General features: G+C 62.8%; 25 protein-coding genes. 3 read left to right on the top strand and 22 right to left on the bottom strand.

Features of this window, described 5'->3' with window-relative positions; genetic code table 11:
* Positions 1–142 precede the first annotated feature (142 nt).
* Entirely contained in the window at positions 143–1,318 is a 1,176-nt protein-coding gene (locus tag AC3WOY_RS13925; RefSeq protein ID WP_492424727.1) for an iron-containing alcohol dehydrogenase, read from the top strand.
* A gap of 64 nt (positions 1,319–1,382) precedes the next feature.
* On the opposite strand, the gene AC3WOY_RS13920 is transcribed toward AC3WOY_RS13925, so the two are convergent.
* The 7 genes from AC3WOY_RS13920 to AC3WOY_RS13890 all read right to left on the bottom strand — a co-directional run bounded on the left by AC3WOY_RS13920 (position 1,383) and on the right by AC3WOY_RS13890 (position 8,779).
* Complete coding sequence (locus tag AC3WOY_RS13920; RefSeq protein ID WP_492424725.1) at positions 1,383–2,369, bottom strand: branched-chain amino acid ABC transporter permease; 987 nt, start codon at positions 2,367–2,369, stop codon at positions 1,383–1,385.
* A gap of 12 nt (positions 2,370–2,381) precedes the next feature.
* Complete coding sequence (locus AC3WOY_RS13915) at positions 2,382–3,266, bottom strand: branched-chain amino acid ABC transporter permease (protein ID WP_492424723.1); 885 nt, start codon at positions 3,264–3,266, stop codon at positions 2,382–2,384.
* Positions 3,267–3,396: 130 nt separating this feature from the next.
* Positions 3,397–4,605, bottom strand: coding sequence for an ABC transporter substrate-binding protein (locus tag AC3WOY_RS13910; protein ID WP_492424721.1), 1,209 nt, complete (start codon positions 4,603–4,605; stop codon positions 3,397–3,399).
* 32 nt (positions 4,606–4,637) lie between these two features.
* On the bottom strand, positions 4,638–5,351 hold the full coding sequence (locus AC3WOY_RS13905; RefSeq protein ID WP_492424719.1) for an ABC transporter ATP-binding protein: 714 nt from the start codon (positions 5,349–5,351) through the stop codon (positions 4,638–4,640).
* A complete protein-coding gene (locus AC3WOY_RS13900; protein WP_492424717.1) occupies positions 5,352–6,122 on the bottom strand; it encodes an ABC transporter ATP-binding protein in 771 nt (256 codons plus the stop codon). It lies immediately after the preceding gene.
* A 277-nt stretch (positions 6,123–6,399) separates the two neighbouring features.
* Positions 6,400–7,116, bottom strand: coding sequence for an HAD family hydrolase (locus tag AC3WOY_RS13895; RefSeq protein ID WP_492424715.1), 717 nt, complete (start codon positions 7,114–7,116; stop codon positions 6,400–6,402).
* Positions 7,106–8,779, bottom strand: a complete 1,674-nt coding sequence (locus AC3WOY_RS13890; protein WP_492424713.1) for an FAD-dependent monooxygenase — start codon at positions 8,777–8,779, stop codon at positions 7,106–7,108. Before AC3WOY_RS13890 ends, AC3WOY_RS13895 begins: the two co-directional genes overlap by 11 nt.
* Before the next feature lie 119 nt (positions 8,780–8,898).
* On the opposite strand from AC3WOY_RS13890, the gene AC3WOY_RS13885 reads away from it, so the two are divergent.
* Complete coding sequence (locus tag AC3WOY_RS13885) at positions 8,899–9,846, top strand: LysR family transcriptional regulator (RefSeq protein ID WP_492424711.1); 948 nt, start codon at positions 8,899–8,901, stop codon at positions 9,844–9,846.
* On the opposite strand, the gene AC3WOY_RS13880 is transcribed toward AC3WOY_RS13885, so the two are convergent.
* The 3 genes from AC3WOY_RS13880 to AC3WOY_RS13870 form a co-directional block, all read right to left on the bottom strand.
* Positions 9,843–10,610 carry an AfsA-related hotdog domain-containing protein gene (locus AC3WOY_RS13880; RefSeq protein ID WP_492424709.1) on the bottom strand — a complete coding sequence of 256 codons (768 nt, stop codon included), beginning with the start codon at positions 10,608–10,610 and terminating at the stop codon, positions 9,843–9,845. The genes AC3WOY_RS13885 and AC3WOY_RS13880 overlap by 4 nt on opposite strands.
* Before the next feature lie 72 nt (positions 10,611–10,682).
* Entirely contained in the window at positions 10,683–11,189 is a 507-nt protein-coding gene (locus tag AC3WOY_RS13875) for an SRPBCC family protein (protein ID WP_492424707.1), read from the bottom strand.
* Positions 11,190–11,480: 291 nt separating this feature from the next.
* Complete coding sequence (locus AC3WOY_RS13870) at positions 11,481–12,368, bottom strand: LysR family transcriptional regulator (RefSeq protein WP_492424705.1); 888 nt, start codon at positions 12,366–12,368, stop codon at positions 11,481–11,483.
* A 151-nt stretch (positions 12,369–12,519) separates the two neighbouring features.
* Here AC3WOY_RS13870 and AC3WOY_RS13865 point away from each other — a divergent pair, with 151 nt between their 5' ends.
* Positions 12,520–13,110 (top strand): glutathione S-transferase family protein, encoded by a 591-nt coding sequence (locus AC3WOY_RS13865; RefSeq protein WP_492424703.1) that lies wholly within the window; start codon positions 12,520–12,522, stop codon positions 13,108–13,110.
* Between the two features lie 13 nt (positions 13,111–13,123).
* Here the strand turns inward: AC3WOY_RS13865 and AC3WOY_RS13860 are convergent, their stop codons facing one another.
* The 12 genes from AC3WOY_RS13860 to AC3WOY_RS13805 are packed head-to-tail and all read right to left on the bottom strand — an operon-like array spanning position 13,124 to position 26,355.
* Complete coding sequence (locus AC3WOY_RS13860) at positions 13,124–14,497, bottom strand: lysine N(6)-hydroxylase/L-ornithine N(5)-oxygenase family protein (protein WP_492424701.1); 1,374 nt, start codon at positions 14,495–14,497, stop codon at positions 13,124–13,126.
* A 51-nt stretch (positions 14,498–14,548) separates the two neighbouring features.
* The gene (locus tag AC3WOY_RS13855) at positions 14,549–15,553 is read right to left on the bottom strand and encodes an alpha/beta fold hydrolase (RefSeq protein ID WP_492424699.1); all 1,005 of its coding nucleotides are present in this window, start codon (positions 15,551–15,553) and stop codon (positions 14,549–14,551) included.
* A 10-nt stretch (positions 15,554–15,563) separates the two neighbouring features.
* Entirely contained in the window at positions 15,564–17,561 is a 1,998-nt protein-coding gene (locus AC3WOY_RS13850) for an alpha/beta fold hydrolase (protein ID WP_492424697.1), read from the bottom strand.
* The gene (locus tag AC3WOY_RS13845) at positions 17,558–18,847 is read right to left on the bottom strand and encodes an NAD(P)/FAD-dependent oxidoreductase (RefSeq protein WP_492424695.1); all 1,290 of its coding nucleotides are present in this window, start codon (positions 18,845–18,847) and stop codon (positions 17,558–17,560) included. The genes AC3WOY_RS13850 and AC3WOY_RS13845 overlap by 4 nt, the downstream gene beginning before the upstream one ends.
* Positions 18,848–18,875: 28 nt before the next feature.
* Positions 18,876–19,730 carry a serine O-acetyltransferase gene (gene cysE / locus AC3WOY_RS13840; RefSeq protein WP_492424693.1) on the bottom strand — a complete coding sequence of 285 codons (855 nt, stop codon included), beginning with the start codon at positions 19,728–19,730 and terminating at the stop codon, positions 18,876–18,878.
* A 44-nt stretch (positions 19,731–19,774) separates the two neighbouring features.
* A complete protein-coding gene (locus tag AC3WOY_RS13835; RefSeq protein ID WP_492424691.1) occupies positions 19,775–20,053 on the bottom strand; it encodes a phosphopantetheine-binding protein in 279 nt (92 codons plus the stop codon).
* 15 nt (positions 20,054–20,068) lie between these two features.
* Positions 20,069–21,697 (bottom strand): amino acid adenylation domain-containing protein, encoded by a 1,629-nt coding sequence (locus tag AC3WOY_RS13830; RefSeq protein ID WP_492424689.1) that lies wholly within the window; start codon positions 21,695–21,697, stop codon positions 20,069–20,071.
* A 49-nt stretch (positions 21,698–21,746) separates the two neighbouring features.
* Positions 21,747–22,208 (bottom strand): hypothetical protein, encoded by a 462-nt coding sequence (locus tag AC3WOY_RS13825; protein ID WP_492424687.1) that lies wholly within the window; start codon positions 22,206–22,208, stop codon positions 21,747–21,749.
* Positions 22,201–22,572, bottom strand: a complete 372-nt coding sequence (locus tag AC3WOY_RS13820; protein WP_492424685.1) for a DUF2834 domain-containing protein — start codon at positions 22,570–22,572, stop codon at positions 22,201–22,203. Before AC3WOY_RS13820 ends, AC3WOY_RS13825 begins: the two co-directional genes overlap by 8 nt.
* Positions 22,569–23,660 (bottom strand): ABC transporter substrate-binding protein, encoded by a 1,092-nt coding sequence (locus tag AC3WOY_RS13815; protein WP_492424683.1) that lies wholly within the window; start codon positions 23,658–23,660, stop codon positions 22,569–22,571. Before AC3WOY_RS13815 ends, AC3WOY_RS13820 begins: the two co-directional genes overlap by 4 nt.
* Positions 23,657–24,826, bottom strand: coding sequence for an NAD(P)/FAD-dependent oxidoreductase (locus AC3WOY_RS13810; RefSeq protein WP_492424681.1), 1,170 nt, complete (start codon positions 24,824–24,826; stop codon positions 23,657–23,659). The genes AC3WOY_RS13815 and AC3WOY_RS13810 overlap by 4 nt, the downstream gene beginning before the upstream one ends.
* Entirely contained in the window at positions 24,826–26,355 is a 1,530-nt protein-coding gene (locus AC3WOY_RS13805) for a class I tRNA ligase family protein (protein WP_492424679.1), read from the bottom strand. The genes AC3WOY_RS13810 and AC3WOY_RS13805 overlap by 1 nt, the downstream gene beginning before the upstream one ends.

The following is a 26,355-nucleotide window of genomic DNA, read 5'->3' as shown; positions in this document are numbered from 1 at the left end:
TCATCCTAGTCTCCGATCCTTTAGACCGCTATACCAAACGTACAACATGCCTGCCGTAAATTGTAAGCAGGGATTACCTCCCCGCCCCACCTGCTACTGCACCCTCCCCTTGCTACAATAGAAGATCAACCAAGGAGAAGAGATGAGCACAACAACAGCCCTCGGCGCATTTACCTTCAGCACTGTCCCGCATATCGTGTCCGAGATTGGCGCAGTAAAAAGGATCGGCGCGCTTGTCCAGCAACATTTCCCGAAAGCCCGCCGTGCGCTGGTCGTGACGGATGGCGGTTTCCTTAAGACTGGGCTGGTCGATGCTCCCATTGCCAGCCTGCGTGCAGCCGGATTGACGGTCAGCATCTTCTCCGATGTGGTCGCCGATCCGCCGGAACCCGTTGTGCTGCAAGCCGTGGCCGATGCCCGCAAGAACGAGATCGACCTTGTCATCGGACTTGGCGGCGGCAGCTCCATGGATGTCGCCAAACTCATTGCCGTGCTTGTGGACAGCGACCAGGACCTGAAGTCCATGTATGGCATCGGCAATGTCAAAGGCAGCCGTGTGCCGCTGGTGCAAGTGCCCACCACGGCCGGCACTGGCTCGGAAGTGACGCCGATTTCCATTGTCACGACCGGTGCAACCACCAAGATGGGTGTCGTCTCGCCCCAGCTTTACGCCGACCTCGCCATCCTCGACGCGGAACTGACGATCGGCCTGCCGCCGAAAGTGACCGCTGCCACTGGTATCGATGCCATGGTGCATGCAATCGAAGCCTATACCACCAAGCTGAAGAAGAACCCCTTGTCTGACATGCTGGCGCGACAGGCACTCTCATTGCTGTCCAGCAATATCGTCACGGCATGCGAGGATGGGAAAAATCTCGGTGCCCGCCAAGCCATGTTGCTAGGCGCGATGCTCGCGGGGCAGTCGTTTGCCAATGCCCCCTGCGCCGCGGTGCACGCCCTCGCCTACCCGATCGGCGGCATCTTCCATGTGCCGCACGGCTTGTCGAATTCGCTGGTGCTGCCGCATGTGCTCCGATTCAACGCACCAAATGCCGCCGGCATGTATGCCGAACTTGCCGAGATCCTTGCCCCGGGCGTTACCGGCAGCACGGAAGCACGCACCCAGGCATTGATCGCCAGGATGGATGAGATCGCCCGCCGTACCGGGATCGAAACACAACTGCGCCAGGTGGGGATTGCCGAAGCCGACCTGGACCGGCTTGCCGACGACGCCATGCTGCAGACCCGGCTGCTGACCAACAACCCGCGCGAAGTGACGCGCGCCGACGCCCGGGCAATTTACGCTGCAGCTTTGTGAGCGTTCTGCGTCACCAAATAAAAACGGCAGCCTTGGCTGCCGTTTTTATTTCCACTCGCTAGTCCTAGTGGGCTGCACCGGATCCCGTCGGCGTTCGCTTGAACAGCGCACCGAGTTCGCCCACGATGCCGCGGCGGAAGGCCAGCACGCAGACGATGAAGATGAAGCCGGTCACGATCGTGACCGACTCGCCGATGGTACGGAACCATTCGATGTTGGTCAGCACCGCCATCCAGTTGCCGAAATCGCCAAGCTTGTTCTCCAGCGCGATGATCAGGACTGCGCCGACGATCGGGCCGGTCAGCGTGCCGAGGCCGCCGACCAGCGTCATCAGCACCACCAGTCCCGACATGCTCCAGTGCACATCGGTCAGCGTCTCGAAGCCGAGCACTACGGTTTTAGTAGCGCCCGCCAGCCCGGCGAGGGACGCCGACAGCACGAAAGCCAGCAGCTTGTACCTGTCGGTGTCATAGCCGAGGGAGATGGCGCGCGGCTCATTCTCCTTCACCGCCTTCAGCACCTGGCCGAACGGTGAATGCACGGTGCGCACGATCAGGGCGAAGCCGGCGATGAAAATCGCCAGCACGACATAGTAGAGCGTCATGTCGTTCGCAAGATCGACCACGCCGAGCAGCTTGCCGCGTGGCACACCCTGCAAGCCATCCTCACCGCCGGTGAAGGGTGCCTGCAGGAAGACGAAGAACAGCATCTGCGCCAGCGCCAGCGTGATCATCGTGAAGTAGATGCCCTGCCGGCGGATCGCCAGGCTGCCCATCAACAGGCCGATCAACGCGGCGACGACGACGCCGGCAATCAGCCCCAGTTCGAACGGGAAACCCCACACCTTCAACGTATGGCCAGCCACATATCCTGCTCCGCCAAAGAACGCTGCATGCCCGAACGAGAGCAAACCGGTGAAGCCGATCAGCAGGTTGAATGCACACGCGAACAGCGCAAAGCACAGCACCTTCATCAGGAACACCGGGTAGACGAAGAACGGCAATGCCAGCGCGCCGGCGATGGCGATTGCGTATCCAACTTTCCTGTTCATCCTATGTCCCCTTTATTTCTCTTTGCCAAACAGACCCGCCGGACGGATCATCAGCACGATGGCCATGATGATGAACACCACCGTCGCCGAGAGTTCCGGATAGAACACGCGGGTAAAGCCTTCGATCACGCCCAGCCCCAAGCCGGTAAGGATCGAACCCAGGATCGAGCCCATGCCGCCGATCACCACTACCGCAAACACGACGATAATCAGGTTCGAGCCCATCAGCGGCGACACCTGGATCACGGGTGCAGCGAGCACGCCGGCGAAGGCAGCGAGTGCCACGCCGAAGCCGTAGGTCAGCGTGACCATCATCGGCACGTTGATGCCGAAGGCTTCCACCAGTTTCGGGTTTTCCGTACCTGCGCGCAGGTAGGCGCCGAGCTTGGTCTTCTCGATCACGAACCAGGTGGCAAGGCAGACCACCAGCGAAGCCAGCACCACCCAGGCGCGGTACTTCGGCAGGATCATGAAGCCGAGGTTGAATGCGCCGGAAAGTGCCTCAGGCACCGAATACGGCTGGCCCGACACGCCGTAGAAGGAGCGGAACAGGCCTTCCAGCATCAGGGTGATGCCGAAGGTCAGCAGCAAGCCGTACAGGTGGTCCAGCTTGTACAGCCAGCGCAGCATGGATTTTTCAATGATGATGCCGAAGATGCCGACGAGTACCGGCGCAAGCGCCAGCATCACCCAGTAATTGATTTCGAAGTAGTTCATTCCCATCCAGGCGAAGAACGCACCCATCATGTACAACGCGCCGTGCGCGAAGTTGATGACATTGAGCAAGCCGAAGATGACCGCGAGCCCGAGCGAGAGCATGGCGTAGAAAGAACCGTTGACGAGGCCGAGCAGAAGCTGGCTCAGCAAGGCCTGCAGGGGAATGCCGAATAATTCCATAGGCAGAATAGTGAAAGTTGCTGCTGGATATCTGCGCCTTTGATTGCAAGACGCACCGTAAGACCCCTTCCCCCTCTTGGGGGGAAGGAACTCTATCGCTAGTGATAAGAAGGTACTTGAATGACGCGGATTACTTCCACAGCGCGCACTTCGATTCCGCCTTGGTGGTCCAGGCTGTCGCCGCCGGAATCGTCTGTGCGACCTTGTAGTAGTCCCACGGATACTTCGAGTCCGACTGCTTCTTCACTTCCATCAGGTACATGTCGTGCACCATGCGGCCGTCCGGACGGATCTCGCCGCCCTTGGCGAAGAAGTCGTTGATCTTGGTCTTCTTCATCTGCGCCATGATCTTGTCGGCGTCATCCGAGTTGATCGCCTTCACCGCGTTCAGGTAATGCGTGGTCGCGGAGTAATCCGCGGCCTGCAGCATGGACGGCATCTTCTTCATCTTTTCGAAGTAGCGGCGCGACCACTTGCGGGTGTCGTCGTTCAGGTCCCAGTACCAGCCGTCGGTCAGGTACATGCCTTGCGTCAGGTTCAGGCCGAGCGCGTGCACGTCGTTGATGAACATCAGCAGCCCGGCCAGCTTCATCGACTTGGTGATGCCGAATTCGTTGGCTGCCTTGATCGAGTTGATGGTGTCGCCGCCCGCGTTCGCCAGGCCGAGGATCTGCGCCTTGGACGATTGCGCCTGCAGCAGGAAGGACGAGAAGTCGGATGCGGACAGCGGGTGCTTGACGCTGCCGACAACCGTGCCGCCGGCGGCTTTCACCACTTCCGCAGTGTCTTTCTCGAGCGAAGCGCCGAATGCGTAATCGGCAGTCAGGAAGTACCAGCTCTTGCCGCCCTGCTTCACGATCGCAGAACCGGTGCCCTTGGCCAGCGCAACGGTGTCATACGCGTAATGCACGGTGTAGGGCGAGCATTCTTCGTTCGTCAGGCGTGCGGACGCGGCGCCGACCGAAATGAACGGCTTCTTCTTTTCCGAAGCCACTTTCGCCATCGCCAGGTTGGCGCCGGAGTTGGTGCCGCCGATCAGCACGTCCAGGCCCTGCTGGTCGAACCATTCGCGTGCCTTCGAGGCGGCGATGTCCGCCTTGTTCTGGTGGTCCGCGCTCACGACTTCGATCTTCTTGCCTGCAACATTGCCGCCGAAATCGGCGACCGCCATCTTGATCGCTTCGACGCCGCCCGGGCCGTCGATGTCGGCATACAGGCCCGACATGTCGGTGATGATACCGATACGGATGACGTCACCCGAAACCTGTGCCGATGCGGTGCCTGCTGCGGCAAATGCACAGGTAGCCGATACTGCAACTGCAATTGCTTTCAATTTCATTGCGATCTCCTTGGTGTTCCAGCTAGTGGTTGTTATACCCCGAGCAGCGAATGCAGCACGGGCATCTTGTTATCCAGTTCGGATGCAGCGAAGGTCTCGACAATCTGACCGTGTTCCATGACGTAAAAGCGATCTGCCAGCGGCGCGGCGAAGCGGAAATTCTGTTCCACCATCACGATGGTGTAGCCCTTGGCCTTGAGGGTCGTGATCATGCGCGCCAGCGCCTGCACGATGACCGGCGCAAGGCCTTCCGAGATCTCATCCAGCAACAGCAGGCGCGCGCCGGTGCGCAGGATGCGGGCGACGGCCAGCATCTGCTGCTCGCCGCCGGACAACCGCGTGCCCTGGCTCGATTTGCGTTCCTTCAGATTGGGGAACATCGCGTAGATTTCATCGACCGACATGCCCTTGTCTGTCTTGGACACGAAAGGCGGCAGCATCAGGTTTTCTTCCGCCGACAGCGACGAAAAAATGCCCCGTTCCTCGGGGCAGTAACCTACGCCTAGATGCGCCACCTTATGGGTGGGCATTGCGATGGCCTCGGTGCCGTTGATCTTGATCGATCCCTTGCGTGCGCCAGTCAGTCCCATGATCGCGCGCAGCGTCGTCGTCCGTCCCGCGCCGTTGCGGCCCAGGAGCGTAACCACTTCACCGTGGTTCACGGAAAAGTTGACGTCGTGCAGGATGTGCGACTCGCCGTACCAGGCGTGCAGGTTGGTGATTTCCAATGCCGCTGATCCAGCCATTCAATGCGCTCCTTCGAGTGCGCCGGCGGTAGTGCCCATGTAGGCTTCCATCACCTGCGGGTTCTTCGATACTTCGTCATAGGTTCCTTCGGCCAGCACCGCCCCGCGCTGGAGCACCGAGATGCGGTCGCTGATGCCGGCGATCACGCTCATGTTGTGCTCCACCATCAAGATAGTCCTGCCCGTGGAAACCTTCTTGATCAGGTCGGTGACGCGGTGCACATCCTCATGCCCCATGCCCTGCGTGGGTTCATCGAGCAGCATGAGCTGGGGCTCCATCGCCAGCGTGGTGGCGATCTCCAGCGCGCGCTTGCGGCCATAGGGAAGATCGACAGTCGTCGTGTCGGCAAACTTTTCCAGGTCAACCTCGGCAAGCAGTTCCATTGCGCGGTCGTTGAGCACGTTGAGCTTGCTCTCGCTCTTCCAGAAATGGAAGGAATTGCCGAGCGGCCGCTGCAAACCGATACGGACATTCTCCAGCACCGTCAGGTGCGGAAATACCGCGGAGATCTGGAAAGACCGGATGATGCCCTGGCGCGCGATTTGCGCCGGCTTGGCCATCGTGATGTCTTTGCCGTTGAAAAGAATATGTCCCGAGGTCGGGACCAGGAATTTGGTGAGCAGGTTGAAGCAAGTGGTCTTGCCCGCACCGTTCGGGCCGATCAGTGCGTGGATATGTCCACGCTGCACCTTCAGGCTCACATTATTGACGGCAGTGAATCCTTTGAATTCTTTCGTCAGCTGCCGCGTTTCCAAAACCACATCCGCCATGGATTCTCCCTGTTGACTGTAAGGAGGGCGACCGAAGTACCCTCCACCGCCGCCGCTGAGGCTGCGATCATTAACCAAAAGGACGTGCATAACGCTGATGCACAGTACACAGTACGACTAGGGGGGTGGCAATACAACAGACAAATCATCTGCCGATTGTTTGGCCTGTATCAATACCGTACATGTATCGACATCAGGCACTCGGCCGATGTTAGCATGAAGAAAAAATAATTGCTTGTGGTTAAGTCAAGCTTTCTCTCGACGTGACTGTTGGTACTCAAACATGCACGAATACCGGCTGCATTGCAGACGGCGCCGTCTCCAGCATCTGCCAGCCGCGCGCCAATGCAACACGCTCGAGAGCCGGATCACCGTGCACGACAAATTGCTTGCCGACCGCTTCAAGCATGGGCAGGTCGCTCAAATGATCGCCGCAGGCAATGCACCGCTGCAGATCGATCCGATGCGCATCGGCAAAGCGTCGCATGGCTGATGCCTTGCCGTCGCCGATGATCTGCGGGGGAACAATGCGGCCGGTGTACGCACCGTGTTCCGATTCCAGCGAGGTCGCGAGACATGCATCGAATTCCAGGTGCCGCAGCATCGGACCCAGTATCTCGTGCGAAGACCCGGAGACAGCCACCAGGAGATAGCCCCTGCGTTGCAGGTGCCTGGCCAGATGCAGTGCAGATTCGATCCACAGCCTGTCGCCGTGCCGCACAAGCATTGTGGCAAACCACTGCTCGGCCAGGCGCTCTACCTCATCCACTCGACGGCTGCGGAAGCTTTCATAGAATCGGCGGTTCAAGGCCAAACGGTCATCCGGTGCAGCGGCGGCATGCAGGTCCGCGATGAATTCCTCATACGTCGCGAACGCGCCCCTGTGCGTCGCTGCCTGTGCGTAGAAATACTCCTGGAATGCAAACATCGACTTCAGGTTGAGCAAGGTATTGTCGACATCGAAGAAAGCGGCATTGCGGCATTCACGCTGCATCGCGCACCTCCTGCGACAAGACCGCATCACGCACGGCCACGCCGCACCTGCTGAAATAATGCGCGACCTCGTCAGGCGACCAGTTCCTCGAGGACATGGCGCAAAAGCCGTCCGGACGTGCCAGCACCATTGCCTTCGCGCTGCCGGACAGCGCGTGCAGCACGCTGCCGTCGCGATCGTCGACCAGGCAACAACCATCCGGAAGTCGCTCCTTCCATGCTGCCGTTTCCCGGGTAACCACCACCACGTTCAGGAAGGGATGGCGCGCACAGTTGGCCGGGGCCAGGAATTGATGCAGTTCAACGAGTGCCTGGGCGTCCAACCGCTCCTTCAGCAGCAGGAGCGTGAAAGCAGTCCCATGAACCATGCTGGCCAGGGGCACACGACCATCGCCCTGCGACACCCAGGCATGAGGTATGCGACTGCCGGCTTGCAACAGGCCGGAGCCGGAACTTCCCGCAAGCGGCCCCACTTCCCCATACCCCTGCAACATGCCCGCAAGCAGCCGTGGCAATTGTTTCTGCACGCGCTCGCTGCGATTGAACAGCGGCGTCACATAGCGGCGCAGCAGGCGATGCGGCAGTGTCGTCTTCGTGATGAATTCCGTGGTCTTTGCTGTTACTGCAGCAATGCGGCGTGCAATGGCTTCACGCTCCACCTGATACGTGGGCAGCAAGGAATGCTGTGCCCAATCTTTCTCGATGTAAGCAAGCTTCCACGCAAGGTTGAATGCATCCTGCAAGCCGGTATTCAGTCCTTGTGCACCAAGGGGGCTGAACAGATGAAACGCGTCGCCGGCCAGGATCACGCGCTGCCTGAGCGCGGTTTCCGCCAGCCGGTGATAGAAGGGAGCGCTGGTCAGCCACTGCGGTGAATGCACACGAATGCCGCCCGGACCGTTGGCGTCGACGATGCGCTGCAACTCTTCCAGCGTTGCCTGCGGGCGTTCATCGCCCTGAAAATCCGCATAACGCTTGTCTGTCTGCGCAATGATGCGATGCATGCCATCCGGCATCGGAATCACCAGCAGGTAGCCGCGGGCGGACAGGAAGAATTGCAGTTCCGTTTTCGGTCCATCCCAATCGATCAGGACATCGCCCAGAATAAAGGCCTTGCCGAAGTCGCCACCGGGAAAATCAATGCCTGCCATCTCGCGCACGGCACTGCGGCTGCCGTCGGCACCCACCAGCCAGTTGCACTCGACACGCTCGACACGGCCATCCGCATGCGCGATGCGCACGACCGCCGGCCGGTCCAGCGCAGCGGGATCGCCCTGATCCTCGATCGCTTCCAGCGACGTTCCCCATTCCACCGCCCCGCCCAGCTCCTCCAGCCTTTCAAGAAGACGGCGTTCTGTCCGGCTCTGCGGCAAGCCGAGCACAAAGCCGTAAGGCGACCCGATATCGTCGAAACCCGCTGACATCAGCGTGCGCCCGCCCTCTACCAGGCGAAAGCTGCGCATCGGAAGGCCGTCGTCGAGCAGCTGTCCGGTCAATCCCAGTGCATGCATGCTTTCCAGGGTGCGTGCATGCATTCCGATGGCTTTCGAATAGGGCGTCGGTCCGGCACTCTTGTCGACGATGCGCACGGCCACGCCGTGCTGGCGCAACAGCGCGGCAAGTGCGAGGCCCACCGGTCCCGCGCCGCAAATGAAGACTGACATTCTCTGACTTTTCATGTAAATTTTTTAACGCTTTCGATGCAATTCTGTCAATACGCTGACCTAATGGCGCGTTCCTTCGCCCATGCGCCAGATCCCGTCAACCTACCCTTCTCGCGCCTATGAAAAAAAGCAGGACCAAGTCCGTCGACCTGAATCTGTTCAAGGTATTCGCCGCCGTCTACAACCTGAAGAACCTGACCCATGCCGGCGAGCAGCTCGCGCTCACCCAGCCGGCCGTCAGCCGTTCCCTCGACCGCCTGCACCATCTGTTCAACGAGCGCCTGTTCATCCGCACCGAAGGGGAAATGCGTCCCACGCGCACCGCCGAAATGCTCGCGCCGCTGATCCTCGAAGGCCTGGCCATGATGGAGACAGCAGTGGCGACCAGCGTCGATTTCAATCCCCAGGAACTGGCCGTCACGCTCAAGCTAGGCGGCAACGACTATGTCTCCTCGGTGATCCTGCCCAACCTGGTGGCACGCCTCAGCAAATCCGCGCCGTCGGTTTTCCTGGCAACGATTCCATGCACTTACCTCGATGCATCGAACCTGCTCCAGCGCAACGTCATCGATTGCGCGGTCACTTCCTCGCTGCCGTCCGGCGAACGCATGGCGGCGCAACCCCTGTTCCGCGAGGACTACGCCGTGATCAGCGCGATCGACCATCCGATGCTGAAGGACGGTCATCCGCTCGACCTCGAAACCTACCTGTCCTGCGAACACATCCTTGTGTCCTACACAGGCAGCCGCGACGGCTGGGTCGACGAACGTCTTGCCGAAATGGGACGCCGGCGCCGCGTGATCGCCTCCACCCATATGTTCCTGACGGTGCCGCACATCATCCATTCCACGCCTTATCTCTGCACGCTGCCGCGGCGCCTCGCCATGCAATTCGCCAAGGCGCACCCGATCCGCGTTTCCGAACTGCCTTTCGAGAGCCAGACCCATCTGTTCCACCTGGTCTGGCCACGGCACCAGTCGAGAAACCCGATCTCGACCTGGCTGCGCGGCCAGATCCTCGATACCTGCGCAGAGCTGGGGGAATCGAAGGTGCTGAAGGTCGCCTAGGCCATCGCCTGGTTCGTCACCGGCGACATCACCTTCGTCAGCGTGCTGGTCAATGCAGCCAGCGCCATCTTCCTTTCCTTTTCCAGCAGGCGGTTCTGCTGGACGGCGGTGTACTCCACCGCCACTTCGCACACGCACTCGCCGCACTGATAGAAGGCAACGGTCGCCTTGGCCGAGATGCGGTCTTCACGGCGCCGGTCGATTTCGTTGAGGTTGAAGCAGATCTCGGTCGGCAGCGGGAAAGCAAACTTGTGGTACGAGGTATCGAACTTGTTGATCGCAAAGTAGTACTTCTCGTCCTTGGGCAGCAGGAAGCGTTCCGTCACCGCCAGGAAAGCCTGGCGCGCCGCCTCGATCAGCACCATTCCCTGCACATGGTGGCCGGTCACATGGTCGGACATGATTTCGCAGGCGTCGTCGATCGACAGCAGCATGCTGTATTCATTCAGCCCGATGCGGCGCGGATCGGTGATCAAGACGTTGTGGCGATCCCACTTGTGGCAGAACTTGCGGCCGGTGCGCTCGCTGATCTGCCGTTCGCCGATGAACTCGACCGGGAATTCGCCTTCCTCGACGCGGTTCTTGAGATAAGTACGCCAGCTTTCCGACACGCCCTGGCCAAACACCACCTGGCGCGGCAATTCGTCCGCCTGCACCAGCCCGTCAAGCAGGTTGGCCAGCTTCGATACCGTCATGACGCCTTCCAGCGCCGCGAAATCCGAGAATTTGTCGCCAACAACAACAGTGACTGCACTCTTTTGCATGTTGCTACTCCTCCGGTGATACGGTTGATCGGTTCGTTGCAATGAAGATGGGGAATGGATGGGCCGCCCGGCTCAGCGCACGGCGTCCAGCAGGGGTTGCATGCCCTTGATGCCGTTGGCGAACAGGGCCGCCAGGCTGGATGCGATCGCCTTGTCGTCGCCGCCGGCGGGCACCGTGTACCAGGCTTTCCACTGCAGCCGGGCTGACTGTGCGCCGTCGGGAAGGAGGCGGAATTCGGAGCGGTAGTTCGTGACCGGCAGCGGGCCGCTCTGGATGGTGTAGGCGAAGGCGCGGTCGTTGATCGAGTATTCTTCGAGGCGCTCGACGAAAGCCGAGCCGTCGCGCATGACGAGGGTGCGGTAGATGCCTTCCTTGCGCTCGTCGAGCACGCAGCTGGCGACCAGCGACTGCCATTCCGCAATGGCGCAGAAGCGGCCGAGGGTTTTCCAGGCGGTGTCGGCGCTGACGTCGAAACGATGCGTCACTTCGACATTCGCGGGACGCACTTCCGAACAGGACGCGCTGCTTGCCGCAAGCAATCCCGCGCAAAGCATGACCGAAGACAGGACTTTATTCAATTTGAGGTCTCTTTCTATCTGGCAAAGTTCGCAAAAACAAATCGGGCCGTCCGCCATGGAGCCGGTTGCTGGGACCGTTGCTTGCTCCATCACTGCGACGACATGGAAGATGATAGACAGGCCTGCACCGTTTATAAAAATGCATGATTTGTATAGTTGGTATGACTGGGCGTCATTACGCAACGGCAAGGAGGGAGAGAGGAAGGGACACCGGAAAGGCGCAGAGACAGCTTAACGCGGTTTGCGCCCCGGATTGCACACCCGGGGTGTCAACTCAAATAACCGGGGAAGTCATTCGGCGCCGAAACGCTGCACCATGAAATCCACAAAGGACTTCAGCTTGGGTGTCATGTTGCGGCTGGAGGGATAAAGGATGTGCATGGGCTGCGCCGGCAGCGCGTAATCGGCCAGCAGGCGCACCAGCCTGCCCTGGGCCAGGTCTTCTTCCAGCAGCACTTCGGGCTGCATGATCACGCCCATGCCGCACAGCGCCGCTGTCTTGAGCGCCTGCCCATTGTTGACGCGCAGGTTGCCATTGACCGCCACCTCGTTGAGACCCTCGTCGTCGATGAAGGTCCAGTGCTTCTGCGAGGCGCTGTACTTGAAGCCCATGCAGTTGTGCATCGCCAGCTGTTCCGGCGATGCGGGCGTGCCGCGCCGGGCGAGGTATTGCGGCGATGCGCAGACCACCATCCGGTACGGCATCAGCGGCCGCGCAACCATGCTTGAATCGGCCAGGCTGCCGATGCGGATCGCCGCCTCGATGCCCTCTTCCACCAGGTCGACCACGCGGTCATTGAGCGAGAGTTCCACGCTCACTTCCGGATAGAGCGCCAGGTAATCGCTCAACGCCTTGGCGAGGGCGTTCGCGCCGAAGGACACCGGCGCATTGACATGCAGAACGCCACGCGGCACCTGCTGCATCTCGCTGGCACAGGCTTCCGCCGCATCCACCTGCGCCAGCGCAAGCTTGCTGCGTTCGTAAAAGGTCCGTCCGATTTCGGTCAGGCTCTGCCGCCGCGTCGTGCGGTTCAGCAGGCGTGCGCCAAGGCGTTCCTCGAGGAAGCGCAAGTGCTTGCCCACCATCGTGGGCGATATGTGGCACGCGTCCGCCGCCGCACTCAGGCTGCCCTTTTCCACGACACAGACGAATACTTCCATGCATGCCAATCTATCCATGGATTACGCACTCCAGGTTCAAAGTAATGAAACTATTGTCGGGTTTATCAATTCAAGGTTGCCAATCATACTGGCGTCGCTGGGGAAAACGCAAAAACATCGGAAGACAGGTTGCAGGGAAAGGGGAAGCAAGGTGACGAGGGTATTCGGCATGTCCGATTCGGGAAACTGCTACAAGGTCAAACTGTTGCTGGAACAGTTGCAGGCTGCATATCGGTGGGAAGAAGTCGACAGCGTGAACGGCGGAACGCGCACACCGGCATTCCTGGCAATGAACCCGAACGGCAAGGTGCCGACCATGGTGCTGGACAACGGGGAAGTGCTAAGCGAGTCGAACGCGATCCTGTGCTACCTCGCCGACGGCACCCCGCTGTGGCCGGCCGAGCGGCTGGCGAAGGCGCGGGTGCTGCAGTGGATGTTCTTCGAACAGTACAGCCACGAACCCTATATCGCCGTGGCGCGCTTCATCTGCCGCTTCCTGCCGCCCGGCCATGTACGCCGAACCGAGCTGCCGCGGCTGCACGAACGGGGCATGCAGGCGCTGCAGGTGATGGAAAAGCATCTCGCGGGACAGGCCTTCTTCGGCGGCAGCGCATATTCGATTGCCGATATCGCGCTGTTCGCCTACACCCACAAGGCGGCGGAGGGTGGCTTCGACCTCGCGCCCTTCCCCGCCATCCGGGACTGGATCGCACGCGTCGAAGCGCAGCCCCGCTTTGTGCCGATGATGGGGGCGGCATGATGCCGCCCGGTGTTCATGCCGCGAGCGCAAGATCGCTCTCCTCCCGCTCCTTGCGCAGCGACATGGTTACCTTCGCGCTGGAAGGCAGGGCATTGAGGCGGCGCTCCAGCGATTCGACGATGACCTTAGAACGCAGCGACAGCAGGCTGAAGGAACCCGCGTCGCCCATGCCGTGCGTGGATTCGCACAGGCCGTTCATGTAACACGGATTGTCCGACTGAACCGTATGCAGCATCTTGACCGTGTAATCGCTATTGACCTGGATAACGCCGCCCTCACCCTTTTCCGCATAGGGCGCGAGCGGGGCGAAGATGGCAGGATGGCGTTCGTCCTGCGCGCCGGTGCCGAGGTTGCGGAAGCCCGTGGCCAGCACCACCAGGTCGAAATGCTCGGCGCGCTCCTCGGGATGCTCGATCTGCGTGTAGCGCAGCGTCGCGCCGCCCTCGTCGGTCTCGACGCCAAGGATGTCCGCGCTGCGGCGGATGGACAGGCGCTCGCGATTCTCCACCTTCTGCTGGTACATCTTCAGGTACAGCGCATCCAGCACATCCGAATCGGTCGCGGAATAGTTGGTGTAGTGCAGGTTCTCGGACAAGCGCTTTTTCTTGTCCTTGTCGAGCGAGTAGAACAGGTCGACGAATTCAGGGAAGTACACTTCGCCGGTGAACGGGCTGGTGTCCTTCAGGCGGAAACCGAAGCTCCGATTGAACCCGACCACTTCCGCATCCGGCAGCTCGTCGGCCAGGTGCACCAGAATCTCGGCCGCGCTCTGGCTGCCGCCCACCACCGCCACGCGTTTGGGCGGCGTACCGCTTTCCTGCAGCGCCTTGAGCGTCGGGATGTAATGGTTCAGGTGAATCACGCGCGGCGTCAGCTTGTTGGCAAACACCGGCGGAATGAAGGGCGTGCGTCCCGGCGCCAGCAGCAGCGAACGACCGCGATGCACCTCTCCGTCCGAGGTCGACACTTCATAGTGCGCCTTCCCGCCATTGGCCCTGTCCGCCGCGACATAGCTCACGCTCTGCACTGAAGTGCCGTACTGCACCTGGTGCGAGAAATGCCCTGCCACCCATTCCACATATTGTGAATATTCCGTACGCAGCGGATAAGTGCGACCCAGGTTCAGGAACTCGAACAGGCGTCCCTTGCTGAACAGGAAGTTGGTGAAGGAATACTGGCTGCGCGGATTGCGCGGCGTGGCGAGGTCGCGCAGCGGATGATTCTGGATGTCCGACTGGCCGAACTGCATGCCGGGCTGCCATTGAGAGGTCGGGGCGCGCTCCAGGAAGCGCATCGAAAGGCCGGTATCCAGTTCTTCATTCGCGATGGCTACGGCAATGTTTGCGGGACCAAAACCAACACCGATAACGTCGAGGACTTTGTTCATTTTTCAGCTCCAGTAAATTAAGAAATAAAAGGATTCAGCAACAATTCAGGTTCACTGCGGCGGCAGGTTCTTCAGCCATCCGCGCATGTCGGCGGCAACAACGTCCGCCCGTTCTTCAATCAGGTTGTGGCCGGTGCGCGGATACGTCACCAATGCCGTTCCCTGCCATTCCTTCGCAAAGCGCCGCCCATAAGCAGGCGGCAGCCACGTATCCTCCTCGCCCCACAGCACCAGCCCCGGCATACGCAACTCGCCGATCCGCTCATGCTCGTTGAAAGCCACGGCCCGCATGCGGGACAGCATCGCGGTGCGCGCGCCCTCGCGCAGCAGCATGCGGTGATAGCGATCCACCAGTTCCGGCGTCGCCCGCGACTTGTCGGCGAAGACTTCCCTGACGTTTTCCTCCACCACGAAACGCGGCGTCAGGCGCGACAGCACTTCACCCGCCACCGGCACCTGCGCCAGCCGCCACACCAGCGGACTGGCGGCGGGGTACCCGGTCGGTGCAGCCAGCACCAGCCCGCGTACCCGGTGCGGGTCCTGCAGCGCAAAGCGCCACGCGACCTGACCGCCGACCGAATGCCCTGCGATCACCGCCTTGTCTATCCGCAACGCATCGAGGAAAGCGCGCAGATAGCCGAGATAGGATTCGATGCTGTAGTCGCTGCCGCCGTCGAAACCCGAGAGCCCGGAACCCGGCAGGTCGACGCGAATCACGCGATACGCGCCGCGCAACTGCCGCGCGACGTCATCCCAGGCATGCAGCGATGCCCCCGAGCCATGGATCAGCACCACCGCCTGGCCTTGGCCTTCATCGACGTAATGCAGCGGCACACCCTGGATGTCGATGAAGCGCGATTGCGGCAATCGATATTCGGCGCGTACCTGCGCATCCGCGACGTCGGGCCGGTACAGCGAGCCGGCACCGAGCAGCAGTGCAGCCGACAGCAGTACGCCAGCCGCCATCCTCCATCGTGGTTTTCCGTCCGCGGAAACCGGCCAGGGCGGCGTCAGCAACGCGCCGACCGGGGTGTAGGAAACGTCATGCTTGTTCATGTGCGCTCCCTCATTGCCACGATGCGGCCAGCGGCAGCGCAGCAGCCGGTTCAGCCAGGAAGGACACGATCCGCTCGCGCATGCCTGGCTGGCCGTAGAAGGTGAAGTGATCCCCTTCCTGCGCGATCTCCAGCACGGCACCCGGTATCAGGCGTGCCGCCTTGCAGGTGCCGTCCGGATGTGCGGTGGTATCGCCGTGCGCGGTGACCATCAGCGTAGGTGCCTGTATCCTGCCCAGCCACGCTTCCGGCGCGTCGTCCACGAAGCGCGTCACCATCCGCGCATAGCGGTACACCTCTTCCACGCCGCGCGTGGGCATGGCAATCAGGTGCTGGTAGGCCGGGTCGGTCTGGCCCATCATTTGCTCCACCTTGCGCTTGAGCATCTGGTCGGCCCAGCTGAACATGAAGCTGCGCTGCTCCTGGCTGAACACCATGTTGAACATCATGCGCGCGGTGCCGCGGCTGCCGGCCACCTTGGGCATGAGCAGTTTCATGTTCTTCTGGAACTTGGTCAGTTCGCTGCCCTTGAGCATGAAACTGCCGTGCAGCAGCGCCAGCGACGTCACGAATCCCGGTGCCCGTGCGGCAGCCTTGGCCGCGATCAGCGCGCCAGTGGACCAGCCGGCCAGGGCGGCGCGCTCGACGCCGAAAGCTTTCGCCACCGTGAACACATCGTCCACATAGGCATCCGTCGTCACATCCATGCGGTCGAACTGCTCCGCATCGCTGCCCATGTCCGGCAAGCCGCGGCAATCCCAGGTCAGCACCCGGTGCGTGCGGCGCAAGACCGCCGCCAGCGGGAACCAGGCATCGACCGGCATGCCGTAGGCATTGGCCAGCAGCACAGCGGGCTTTGCCTCGTCACCGCACTCGTACGCCACCAGCTGGCCGCCATCGGGCAATGGCAGGCGGTGAACGCGGAACAGCTCTTCCAGGCCGCCATACTGCAGTTCGCGCAGGCCGGCTTCCACGTAGTTGAGCATGTCGGCGTCACTCATCTCCACATGCGGCGCACGCGTCCGTTCGAACGACTTGTCGTTCTGCGTATAGCCTGCATAGAAGCGCAACCGTTCCACCAACTGCCGTTCGGCGTCGTCGCGAGGCGCGAAATCCTCCTGCAGGCGGATGGCGTCCAGGCCAAGGCGGCCGGCAAGCATCTGCATCAGAACCGACACGGGGAAATCGCGGCTGTTCACCAGGTGGTGCACGCGGCAACCCGGTGCGGCAGATTCAGTGACAATCGCAAGGAAATCCTCCAGCAGCTCGTCGACCGGCACAAAATTGATCCGGCCTTCCCTGCCCGGCAGGTTGAGCGCCCTCATTCCAGCGCGGCGGGCCGCCCTGGCGAGGCGCTGCAATTCGCGCATCAGTCCGTACAGCCCGGTACGCGAACCGCCCGTGGTTTTCGACGCGCGCGGCCCGACCACCACCGATGGCCGCAGGATGTCGAGGACGATGCCGTGCTCGGCGCAAAATTGCTGCGCGAGATGTTCGGCCTCGGCCTTCGAGCGTTCGTAATCGTTGTTGTAGGACGCCGGGCGATGCAGGGCTTCCGGCACATGTCCGCCCATGGTGCCGGCCACGTAGGCGGTGGACACCATCACGAAGCGACGCACGCCAAGTTCCAGCGCCAGTTCGAGGAGATGACGAGTACCGTCGACGTTCACCTGGCTGGCGCAGTGCTCGTCATCGAAGGGGTGCAGGTTTGCGCCCACATGCCAGATTTCCTCCACGCCGGCGAGGGCGGCGCGGGCCGTATCCGACATGCCCAGTCGCGGCGCATCGAGGTCGCCCGTCACCACGTCCACACGCTCCAGCAGGCCAGTGGTGTCCGCGATCGGGCGGTAGGAACAGGCCGCCTTGGTCAACGACGCTTCCAGCCGCTCGCGGGACGCCTCGCCCTCACGGCTGCGCACCAGTGCGCTGACCGCATGGGACTGCGCCGTGCGCAGCAGCAGGTGGCTGCCGATGAAACCGGTGGCGCCTGTCATCAGGATGCGTTTCATGACCATTTTTGTGCCTCCATCGTGAAGACGGCCTGCGCCGGCTGCCGCTTGAACAGGTAAGCGATGTTCGCCGCGGCGATGCGCAACAGGTTGCGCGGCGACAGGAAGGTGCGGACGCCGATGTGACGGCCCATGAAAGCGTGCAGGTAATTCGCCATCGTCTGGTCGTGCACAGCGGCAATCGAAATCATCTTTTCCAGCAGGTTAGGACTGCGACCCGCCGAGCTGTCAGCGATGAAGAATTCATGGCCCCACAGCCGCTTGCGATGCAGCCTGCGGTAATCCGCCAGGCACCTTTCCAGCGGGCGGCTGCCCTGGAAGGCCGGCAGCACCGCATCGGCCAGCCAGCCCGCGCTCTGCATCGCCCAGCCGCAGCCGACACCCGACATCGGATCGGCGGAGATGGCGGCATCGCCAACCAGCGCCATGCCCTTCCAGACCGAGGGGCGGCGCGCATCGTCCAGGCGCAGCATGCCCTTGAAACCGGTCACCCGTTCGGCCGCGCCGAGATCGGGCGCATCCGGCAGGTCGCCGTAGAAGCGGCGGAAGGCGCCGTCGAGGTCATCCTTCCATTGCGGCAGCTGGTCATGCGGCGCGAAACAGCACAGCATGGTCAGGCCGTGGCCGAAGGGATAGGCGAAACCCATCTCGCGGTCCTTCACCCAGAATTGCGAACGCTGTCCCGACTTGAGCGGCAGGTTGCGGTAGTACGCGTAGTACACGAAGCGCTTGTTGTCGCGCAGCTTCGCCGGCACGCCGGCCAGCTCCGCCATGCGTGAGCCGCGGCCGTCGGCAGCAACCACCAGCGGTGCGCGCAGCGTCAGCTCCGGCCCGTTGCCCACCTGGTAGCGCACGCCGACGACGCGGCCATCTTCCTCGATGAGCGTCTTCACCTGTGCGCCCAGCATCAGTTCCACGCCCGGCGTCGCCTGCGCATGGGACCGCAGGATGGGATCCAGTTCCTCGCGCCGGATTGAGTAACCGTGCGCCGGCAGGTCGCGGTTGACCGCGTCGCGGGTGGCCGCAATGCGCCCCCATTTCGTCCAGAACTCGGCACTGTTTCGCACGCCGCCGGCGGCCTCGATGGCATCCTTGATGCCAAGGCGCTCGATCACCGGCAAGGCGCTGGCCTGGATGAAGGTGGTGCAGATTTTCTTGTAATCGTCGATCGATGCCTTGCGTTCCAGCACCGCGACCTTCAGGCCGCCGCGGCCGAGCAGGGTCGCTGCGGTACAGCCGGCGACGCTGCCGCCGATGACGATGACATCGTAATGTTGTGCGTTCATGTTCAGATGCTCCAGTCGGATATCAGGCTCAAATCATGTAGTCGACACCGAAGTCATCGAGGAAGGACTGGTCCCCGGTCAGCGCCGGCGGATCCTGGTTGTCCGCCATCGGCCTGTTGCGCGCCGGTATGCCGGTCGCGATGTGCCGCTGCGGCACGTCGCGCAGCACCACCGCCCCCGCGCCTATCCTGGCGTTGTCGCCGACACGGATGTTGTCCAGCAGGGTGGCGCCGGCGCCGATCAGCACGCCCGATCCGACCTTGGGATGGCGGTCGCCCTGCTTGCTGCCGCTGCCGCTGCCGCCGAGCGTAACGTTATGCAGGATCGAAACGTTGTCGCCGATGACCGCGGTCTCGCCGATCACCACGCCCGTGGCATGGTCGATCATCACGCCGGCACCGATGCGCGCCGCCGGATGGATGTCGACGCCGAAGGCCGCGGCGGCGGCGCTCTGCAGCGCCAGCGCCGAGAACTGTTGGCCGGTCATCCAGAAGTGGTGGGCCACGCGATAGGCCTGCAGCGCATGGAAGCCCTTGAAGAACAGGAAGGGCGCCGACAGCGAGTAACTCGCCGGATCCCGGTGGACGACGGCGAGCAGGTCCTTGACCATGACCGCCACCAGTTCCGGATTCTCCTGGTAGGCCTGCTGGCACAGCTTGCGTATCGACCATTCGCTGACGCCGGCGCTGCCCATGCGGCTGCCGAGCAGCAGCGCAGCGGCATCGGCCATGCTGCCGTTCTGCAAGGCCATCTTGTCGAGGAAGGAGGAGATGACCGGATTGGCGACACGCTGCTGTTCGACTTCCGCCAGGATGTCGTTCCACAGCACGTCGGCGTCGGAGAGGGTGTTGGCGGGTTGGGTGATGATGTCCAGAGTGTTCATTGCAAAAGCTCCTGTAAGTTGAAATGTGAAATGGGTATTGCCGGTTACGCGATTTCTTCCAATGCTGCTTCCTGCACAAACTTCACCAGGTCGCCCAGCGTAGCCGGCGGCGGCATGCCGTCCGACAGCAGGGCCAGGCGGCCTCCTGCGATTTCGTCGAGCCTGACGATGATGTTCACCAGCGCCAGCGAATCGATGTCCAGGTCGGACAGCGGCGTATTGCCGTCCTGCCTCCCTGCGTCGAGCGGATGTCCGAGCACCGCCTCGACCGTCTCCAGCACCTGTTGCCAGGCGCGTCCTTGTTCCTCATGCTTGAACGTCACGATGCCTCTCCTATGTCAGGCCGCCAGCGCATCGAAGGATGCGGCGCCCCGGTTGTTGAAATAGCTGGCGCGCGAACCTGCCACCGCCTGCTGCAACGCCTGCAGCGCACCCTTGCGGTCGGCCTTGCCGGAACTCATCATGAAACCGCCCGCCGTCACCGCCAGCACGCGCGGACACATGTAGGGCGGCAGCAGGTTGGCGATGTCCCTGCCCACGCTTTCCAGCCGCGCGCCGGACCAGTCCTCCCCTTTGCCGGTATCGAAGACCACGCCGGCGATCACCGGCTGCCCGTCGCGCTCGACCACGCCGACCACTGCGTTGTCCGCTTCCGTCACGCGCAGCAGCGCGGCCTGCACCTCGGTCAGATTGATGCGGCGTCCGCTGAGCTTGACCTCGTGGTCGCGCCGGCCGTCGAACTGCAATTCCCCGCTGTCGAGGTAGTGGCACAGGTCGCCGGTGCGGTAGTAGCGCTGGCCCGCGATGTCGACGAAGGCGACGGCGGTCTCCGCCGGCTTGTCCCAGTAGCCGTCCATCAGTTGCGGTCCGCCCAGCAGCAGCTCGCCGACGACGCCCGGCGCAACGATGGAAGCGCCCTGTTCATTGACCAGCAGCGTGCTGACCGTCGGCAGCGCCCGTCCGATCGGATAGAACGCGGTGCGTCCCTCCTCGGCCCGTTCGATCACATGCACCAGGCTGATCGAATTCACTTCGGTCGGACCATATCCGTTGATGACGCGAATGCCCGGATAGCGGGCCAGCCATTCATTGATGACCTTCACGTCGCACACCTCGGCGCCGGTCATGACTACGCGCAGCGCGCCCAGGTCGTGCCGTGCCAGCGCGCTGCCGTCGCCGGTGATCAGGCGCAGTACCGTCGCCACCGCGATCAGGTGGGTGATGCGATATTCCTCCATGCGCTTGAGCAGCAGCGGCTGCAGCGGCAGGCCCGGCGTCAGCACCACGCCCGCGCCGAAGGACAGCGGCAGGAAGGTGTCCTGGATCGAGACGTCGAAATGGAAGGGCGCATTGTTCAGGCAGCGCGATTGCGCATCGAAGCCGAGCACGCGGTTGTGGCCGTCGAAGTAGGTCAGCACCGCGCCGTGCGACATCACCACGCCCTTGGGCGTGCCGGTGGAGCCGGAGGTATGCAGGATGTACGCCGTGTCACTGCGCGAACCCGCCGGCACTTCCTCCTCCGGCACCTCGTCCACCGCTTCCAGTGCGCGGATCTGCTCGAACGACAGCGAGCGGATCGCACCGAGCTCGGACTTCAGCGCCGCCAGTTGCGCCTTGGTGGCGATCACCAGCGCCGGACGGATGCTGTCGCGCAGCCAGGCGATGCGCCCGGCCGGCGAACTCACATCGACCGGCACATAGATGGCGCCCGCCTTCCAGATGCCGATGGCGGCCGGCACAATGTCCGTGGTCTTCTCCGCCAGCACCAGCACGCGGTCGGTACGCGCCACGCCGCTGGCGGCGAGGCGATACGCAACGGCGACGGCCTTGCGTTCGAGTTCGGAAAAGCTCAATGCGCTGCGGCCGTCCGTCACCGCCAGCGTATCCGGCTGCGACAGTGCCCAGCGGCGCACGATGCCGCCCAGCGTCTGCAAGCCTTCCAGGTTGATGTTGCAAATCTCAGTCATGTTCTTGCTCCGTATCAAAAGTCGGATCGCGAATGTCGGATCGTCTTGTTCAGACATGGCCTTCGAAGCCTGCCTGCAGGTAGGCGGCGATATCGCCCTTGCCCTCGGTCAGCACATCGCGCACCCAGCGGTCGCGCTCATGCTTCATGACTTCCAGCTCCCATACGCAGCAGGCGATGCGGCTGCCTGCGAAATCGGTGAAGCCACCGCCGCCCGGCACCTCGTAGAACACCTGCGAGCCCAGCATGTTTTCGCCGGTCCACCAGTTGAGCAGGAAGAAGCTGCCGTCATTGGCTTCGTGCACGATCAGGAAGGCGGCCCCGTACACCGGGAAGTCATGCCGCATGTTTTTCAGCAGGCGCATCGCCTGTTCCCAGGCTCGCTCCACGATTGCCTTGTCGGCCGGCCTGCCCTTGCTGCAGATGCCGTAGACCTTGACCTGCCAGTTGCTGCTTTCATGCACGCCGAGAAAGGACACCGGCCGCGTGCGGTAAGGAGAAAACTCAGCCATGCTTCAACTCCTCGGTGCGACGCGCGCGTGCCCAGAGGAACAGCGGCAGCGCGAGCGAGAAGGCGATGCTGTAGGTCAGCAGCGGATACACCCAGAAGTGCCGCATGCCCAGCCTGCGCGCCTCGCCCCAGGCCCAGGCAAAGAACACCAGGGTGCACAGCAGGATGTCGGTCAGCAGCTGGGATGCCACCCAGTTGCGCGCCGCGTCGGCATAGAACGCGGGCGACAGCAGCATCAGGTTGGCCAGGCTGGCGCCGCCCAGCTCGGCCAGCTTGTCGACTGAGAAGCGATAGGTGAAGTAACTCGGCGCCAGGCCGCCCAGCAGGACCAGCGGCAGATAGGCGTTTGCATTGTTGCGGTTCATGACTGCTCCTTGTTGATGGTTTTCGGATGGATGGAAACCGGCGGGATGCCGTCTTCGGGCGCCGCATGCAACGACTGGCTGAACTGCAGCAAGCCGTCCTGCAGCAGCCACTTTCCGTAGCGGCCGGCGCCGCCTTCATTGCCGGCGAAGCGCACGCGGCCCAGCACGGTTTCCCATGCGCGCGCCGCCAGGGCATCGGCCAGCGGAAGCCCGTCGCACTGCTTCAGGAACTGCCCGATGATTTCCAGCGCTGCATAGGTCTCGAGGAAATACACGCCTGGCGTATAGCAGTAGCGCCGCGTGTGTTCCAGCACCAGCTCCTGCGCCGACGGATAGGCGGAACTGGGACGGAAGCCGTACACGAGCAACGGGCCGTCGTGGCCGCGCAGCGCGGCGCCCAGTTCCGTCGTCGCCGCATCGTCAGTCAGCACAAGCCGGGTGGCCGTGCCGAAGATGCCCTGCTGTTTCACGAACTTCACGCTGGGGTCGAACTGGCCGACGAACACGCAGGCATCGACCGGCACCGTGCATTCCGTCGTCCGTGAGGCGATGCGTTCGACGTGCTGTCCACGGCGCAGCGCCGCCTGCACGATCTCGATGCTGAGCGCCACGCCATGCAGGCTGCCGTCGCATGCCACAGCCAGCGACGACACGCCGTGCGAGAGGGACAGGTCGCGGGTGAGCGCCTCGGCCAGCCTGCGGTCGGGATCGCATACGCGGTACACATTCCCGCCGGGTTCCACCAGGCCGCCGGCGGTGGCAGCCGGCAGCAGCAGGGGAATGTCCGCATCCTGGTAGATGCGGCGTGCCGCATCGGCGGCGGCACTGGCAAAATGGCCGATCACCACATCCGCATCCCACGCCACCAGTTCCCTGGCGGCTCGCGTGGCGCCTGCTGCATCGGCGGCATCGCATTCGTAGCGCAATTCCACCAGCGAGGAATCCACCACCCCGGTCTGCAAAGCCAGGTTCACCGCATTCAGGAAGGTCTGGCGATGCACGCTGCGGCCGCTTTCAAGGTTGGCGGACAGGCCGATCCTGAAGGGACGGCGGGATGCAATGCCGTTCACGGTAGAAGAACTCATCATGCTTGCTCCATCATGGCCGGCGCCGGGGCCGGACCAGGTTTGACGTCAGGGACTTGCGGGGAAAATGCCTCCAGCGTGCATGCCTTTGCATAGAGCGCATTGCGTCCGAGCGCTTCGCAAATTTGGTTGGCGGCGGCTTCGCCCGCGGCGAGGCAGTACTTGAATCCCCGCCCGGAAAAGGCCGCGATCGTGAAAAGGCCTTCCGCGGCGAAGCCGATCTGTGGACGCAGGCTGGCGCTGTACAGGTCGTAGCCGGCGATGCCGCCGAGCGGCTGCGGCGAGATGCCGGCGTGCAGCACGCCTTCTGCACGCATCCTTGCGTCCGCGACGACCGCCATCGACACGGCAGGCACGTCGGCAACGGGCGCGGCATGCGGCAAGTCCAAGTTGCACTTCGAACCGCAGAAGAAAGTCCCTTCGCCGGCCGGCACGAAATAGGTCTGGTTACATTCATCGACCAGAGGCGTCACCGTCGTCCCCTGCATGCGCACCAGCGGAATGCTGCGCACGAATACCGGCAGCTGCGGCAGGTAGGTCCGCGTCGCCGCTCCGGCGGCCACCGTCACGATGCCGGCGCGGATCGTGCCGTGCGGCAGGACGATTTCCCAACCGTGCGGCGCACGTTCCAGGCGGATGTCGCTGCCCGCGTTTTCCAGCACGGTCGCCCCCATGTCGGTCAGCGAGCGGATCAATTGCTGGCAGGTCAGGCGCGCATTGCCGTGCCCTCCCATCGGCTCCGCCAGCGCCAATGGCGCGGGGTGGTCCGGGCGCAGGAAGGGAAGTTCCTGCAGGCAGCTTGCGGGCAGGCGGCGCATGACCGGATAGTCCTGCTCTTCCAGCCACTGCGCACCGGCGGCGGCGGCTTCGATGTTCTCTGGCGCCACCAGGTAGTGGAACCCGGTGCGCCTGAGCGGTGACGGCCCCGGCAATCCGTGCCGCTCCCATTCGGCAAACAGTCGCACGCCGCGCAAGGACAGCTGCATCAACGCCGGATCCGGATCGTAGGCGCGCACGATGCCGCCGGTCATCGACGACGCCCCGCCGCCACCGGCAACCCCAGGCTCCACCAGGCACACACGCAAACCCGCGCGTGCCAGGAACCAGGCTGCCGGGCAGCCGGCGACGCCGCCGCCGAGCACCGCCACATCGAAGTGCCGCGTCGTCATCACGCAGCCTCGAGTGCGAGAGGTTGCGCCGATGCGTCGGCAAGCGCGGCATTCAGCCATTCGATGGCGACGGATTGCTCCAGACCGATGCACTGCATCACCTCGGCCGACCAGGACGGATGGATGGGGCTTGCCAGCACCGCATAGGCAGCCAGCAGCATGCGGGCATCGACGGCGCGGCGCACTGCGGCATCGGCAGCGAGGTCGAGCACGGCCGTACACACATGGGCCAGCTTGCGCATAGAGAAGGCGCCTTCGCTGCTGGCCTTGCGCCAGTCGCGCAACAGAGCATTGAGTGCTTCACGGTCGCGCGGAGCGATGGCAATGAAGCGTTGCTTTTCCGCTGTGTCGAACAGCGCGTCGCGCAGGCGGTTCTGCTTGCCGATGAAATCCTTTTCGTACCAGGCGGAAAATTCCGCCATGCTGAAGTTGCACACCGCATCTTCCGGACTGTTGAGCGCCAGGTAGGTGCGCACCGCATCCGCCGGATGGGTCTTCAGGATGTCGCGCACCCAGATCGCATGGCCGCGGCTGGTCGAAAAGTCCTCGCCTTCCAGCTTGAGGAAGCGGTTGGTGTAGATCTGCACGTCGCGCTGGAAACCGTCGACCAGCGACAGCAGTACCGGATAGGCTACCGCATGGCTGAACGAGCAGTCGAAACCCAGGAAATGCACCAGGCCGGTTTCGCGGTCCTTGAGCCAGGATTCGATCAGCTCGGGCTTGCCCTGCTTTTCCGCCCACTCGCAGAAGGTGGCAAAGTAACCGGCGATGCCGCAGAACCAGGTGTGCACATTCGGCCGCCCCGGCTCGTCGAGTTCGATACCGTATTCGTGCGGACGAGTGATGCCCCAGTCGAGGTCCGGCAACGCCAGCACTTCTTCCAGGTAGTCGCGCAGGTGCGGACGCAGCGCCTTGGTCTCGTACAGCGAACGCAGGAAGCCGCGAAAGGCATTCAGGCGCAGGGTATCGCGCTCGACCGTGCGCCATTCCACGTCGGACGGACCGAGGGTGCAGCGGATGTTTTCCATCTTCGACACATCCGGCGCATGGGCGCAATCCTCGCACTGACTGGCATCCGAGGACGCGCCGCAATGGTTGCAGTCGCCGCGGCCGAACGCTTCGTAGCCGTACATGCCGAAGGCCGGAAAGTAAGGAATGCGCTCGGTCTTGCGATACAGGTTGCCGCTGTCGCGCGCCGCCGTATAGAACTGCGTCACCGCGCGGCGGAAATAATCGTTGTGTCCGGCCTGGTGGAACCAGTCGAGCTCGATGTCGATCATCCCGAGCGTCTCGGCGATCTTCGTGCCGTTCTCGCGGCCGAGCGCAAAGCGTTCGACATCGAGTTCACGCGCCTTGCGGGCCAGGTAGCTCTGGTAGTCGTCGGCGTAGCACAGCAGCACCACCTCGTCGCCACGCAGGCGGCGGGCACGGGCGTAGACGTCGGCCGCCATGTACGGCCCGGAAATGTGCCCCAGGTGCAGGTCGCCGTTGGGCGTCGGCGGGGCGATGGTAACGATCTTGCGTGCCAT

It is taken from the genome of Noviherbaspirillum sp. FW303-A3, assembly GCF_058788695.1.
This window is presented reverse-complemented; position numbering and strand designations above follow the sequence as displayed.

Excerpts from the sequence above, each read along its gene's own strand:
- AC3WOY_RS13825 (WP_492424687.1), bottom strand. The coding sequence starts at position 22,208 with ATGGCTGAGTTTTCTCCTTACCGCACGCGGCCGGTGTCCTTTCTCGGC.
- AC3WOY_RS13810 (WP_492424681.1), bottom strand. The coding sequence starts at position 24,826 with ATGACGACGCGGCACTTCGATGTGGCGGTGCTCGGCGGCGGCGTCGCC.
- AC3WOY_RS13905 (WP_492424719.1), bottom strand. The coding sequence starts at position 5,351 with ATGGCTGGATCAGCGGCATTGGAAATCACCAACCTGCACGCCTGGTAC.
- AC3WOY_RS13860 (WP_492424701.1), bottom strand. The coding sequence starts at position 14,497 with ATGAACAAAGTCCTCGACGTTATCGGTGTTGGTTTTGGTCCCGCAAAC.
- AC3WOY_RS13910 (WP_492424721.1), bottom strand. The coding sequence starts at position 4,605 with ATGAAATTGAAAGCAATTGCAGTTGCAGTATCGGCTACCTGTGCATTT.
- AC3WOY_RS13900 (WP_492424717.1), bottom strand. The coding sequence starts at position 6,122 with ATGGCGGATGTGGTTTTGGAAACGCGGCAGCTGACGAAAGAATTCAAA.
- AC3WOY_RS13815 (WP_492424683.1), bottom strand. The coding sequence starts at position 23,660 with ATGATGAGTTCTTCTACCGTGAACGGCATTGCATCCCGCCGTCCCTTC.
- AC3WOY_RS13845 (WP_492424695.1), bottom strand. The coding sequence starts at position 18,847 with ATGAACGCACAACATTACGATGTCATCGTCATCGGCGGCAGCGTCGCC.
- AC3WOY_RS13885 (WP_492424711.1), top strand. The coding sequence starts at position 8,899 with ATGAAAAAAAGCAGGACCAAGTCCGTCGACCTGAATCTGTTCAAGGTA.
- AC3WOY_RS13895 (WP_492424715.1), bottom strand. The coding sequence starts at position 7,116 with ATGCAGCGTGAATGCCGCAATGCCGCTTTCTTCGATGTCGACAATACC.
- AC3WOY_RS13805 (WP_492424679.1), bottom strand. The coding sequence starts at position 26,355 with ATGGCACGCAAGATCGTTACCATCGCCCCGCCGACGCCCAACGGCGAC.
- AC3WOY_RS13850 (WP_492424697.1), bottom strand. The coding sequence starts at position 17,561 with ATGAAACGCATCCTGATGACAGGCGCCACCGGTTTCATCGGCAGCCAC.
- AC3WOY_RS13890 (WP_492424713.1), bottom strand. The coding sequence starts at position 8,779 with ATGTCAGTCTTCATTTGCGGCGCGGGACCGGTGGGCCTCGCACTTGCC.
- AC3WOY_RS13925 (WP_492424727.1), top strand. The coding sequence starts at position 143 with ATGAGCACAACAACAGCCCTCGGCGCATTTACCTTCAGCACTGTCCCG.
- AC3WOY_RS13915 (WP_492424723.1), bottom strand. The coding sequence starts at position 3,266 with ATGGAATTATTCGGCATTCCCCTGCAGGCCTTGCTGAGCCAGCTTCTG.
- AC3WOY_RS13820 (WP_492424685.1), bottom strand. The coding sequence starts at position 22,572 with ATGAACCGCAACAATGCAAACGCCTATCTGCCGCTGGTCCTGCTGGGC.
- AC3WOY_RS13830 (WP_492424689.1), bottom strand. The coding sequence starts at position 21,697 with ATGACTGAGATTTGCAACATCAACCTGGAAGGCTTGCAGACGCTGGGC.
- cysE (WP_492424693.1), bottom strand. The coding sequence starts at position 19,730 with ATGAACACTCTGGACATCATCACCCAACCCGCCAACACCCTCTCCGAC.
- AC3WOY_RS13920 (WP_492424725.1), bottom strand. The coding sequence starts at position 2,369 with ATGAACAGGAAAGTTGGATACGCAATCGCCATCGCCGGCGCGCTGGCA.
- AC3WOY_RS13855 (WP_492424699.1), bottom strand. The coding sequence starts at position 15,553 with ATGAACAAGCATGACGTTTCCTACACCCCGGTCGGCGCGTTGCTGACG.
- AC3WOY_RS13865 (WP_492424703.1), top strand. The coding sequence starts at position 12,520 with ATGTCCGATTCGGGAAACTGCTACAAGGTCAAACTGTTGCTGGAACAG.
- AC3WOY_RS13870 (WP_492424705.1), bottom strand. The coding sequence starts at position 12,368 with ATGGATAGATTGGCATGCATGGAAGTATTCGTCTGTGTCGTGGAAAAG.
- AC3WOY_RS13880 (WP_492424709.1), bottom strand. The coding sequence starts at position 10,610 with ATGCAAAAGAGTGCAGTCACTGTTGTTGTTGGCGACAAATTCTCGGAT.